We start from the raw sequence: 1,343 nt of genomic DNA, 5'->3' as shown, positions 1-1,343 counted from the left end.
TCTAGCAGGCTGTTGAAATACCCTCTGCGTGGGTCATCCGTGCGCAAGGGAGAAACGTTGATTCAAGGAATCGAACGACACTGAGACCGAAACGATGCGCGGAGCGGACGGCTACACCGAATCGATGTTCACGATGTCCAAGCTGGACGACTTCGTTCCGGCCAATCATCCGCTGCGACCGATTCGCTTGTGGCTGAACGAGGCGCTCGCCCGCATGGATACGGTCTTTTCGCGCATGTACGAGAGCGATGCGAGGGGCGGTCGTCCGAGCATTGCGCCAGAGAAGCTGATTCGCGCCCTGCTGTTGCAAGTGCTGTATTCGATTCGAAGCGAACGCATGTTGATGGAGCAAATCTCCTACAACATGTTGTTTCGATGGTTCGTTGGACTGGCAATGGACGATGCGGTTTGGGACCACTCCACCTTCAGCAAGAACCGCGACCGGCTGATAGTCCATGATGTCATTGTCAGTCTGTTCAACGAGACGGTCGAGACGGCGCGCGTGCGCGGGCACCTGTCGGGCGAGCATTTCAGCGTCGACGGCACGCTCATTCAGGCTTGGGCGGGACACAAGAGCTTTGTGCCTAAGACGAAGCCGGATGACGACTCGCCGCCTGACGGCGGCGCCGGCTCTCAGGAAAACTGGCGCGGCGAGAAGCGCAGCAACGACACCCATGAATCCAGCACGGACAATCAGGCCCGACTGTTCCGCAAGAGCCGTGGCACGGGCGCGGTGCTTTGCTACATGGGCCACGTGCTGACCGATAACCGGCACGGCCTCGTAGTGAACGCACAGGTCACACAGGCCAACGGCACCGCCGAGCGGGATGCGGCCGCAGAGATGCTTGCAGATGCTGCGCGATTTGCCGGTGCGTCCATTACGGTCGGTGCTGACAAGAACTACGACACGGCCGGCTTCGTGGCAACGTGCCGCGCGAACAATGTGACACCGCATGTAGCGCAAAACGATGCACGCGCGGGCGGTTCCGCGATTGACGCTCGAACGACGCGATGGCCCGGCTACGCAATCAGTCAGTGCAAACGCAAACGCATCGAGCAGGTGTTTGGGTGGGGCAAGACCGTTGGCGGGATTCGGCAGGCGATGTATCGAGGTCTGAGGCGAATCGACCAGCTTTTTCTGCTGACTCAGGCCGCGTACAACTTGACCCGCATGCGAACCCTTGCTGCTCGGGCAGCTTGAAAGCGTAAGCGAGAAGGAAAGCGGCATCGGCAGCACCTGAATCAAGGATGTCGGCGTCAATTCATTCGGAACACTGCATCGCGCCAGCTCTTCCGAATAAGCGAGCGCGCGTTCACAAGGGGATATTTCAACAGCCTGCTAG

The 1,343-nt window shown here is 59.5% G+C and carries 1 protein-coding gene; it reads left to right on the top strand.

The genetic code is table 11. The features are described 5' to 3' along the window. Positions 1-94 precede the first annotated feature (94 nt). On the top strand, positions 95-1,201 hold the full coding sequence (locus QCE49_RS33550) for an IS5 family transposase (protein ID WP_250460802.1): 1,107 nt from the start codon (positions 95-97) through the stop codon (positions 1,199-1,201). Positions 1,202-1,343 lie beyond the last annotated feature (142 nt).

Source organism: Caballeronia sp. LZ008 (assembly GCF_031451435.1).
Taxonomy (GTDB): Bacteria; Pseudomonadota; Gammaproteobacteria; order Burkholderiales; family Burkholderiaceae; genus Caballeronia; species Caballeronia zhejiangensis.
The sequence above is the reverse complement of the archived record's forward strand: the minus strand, read 5'-3'. Positions and strand labels throughout refer to the sequence as shown.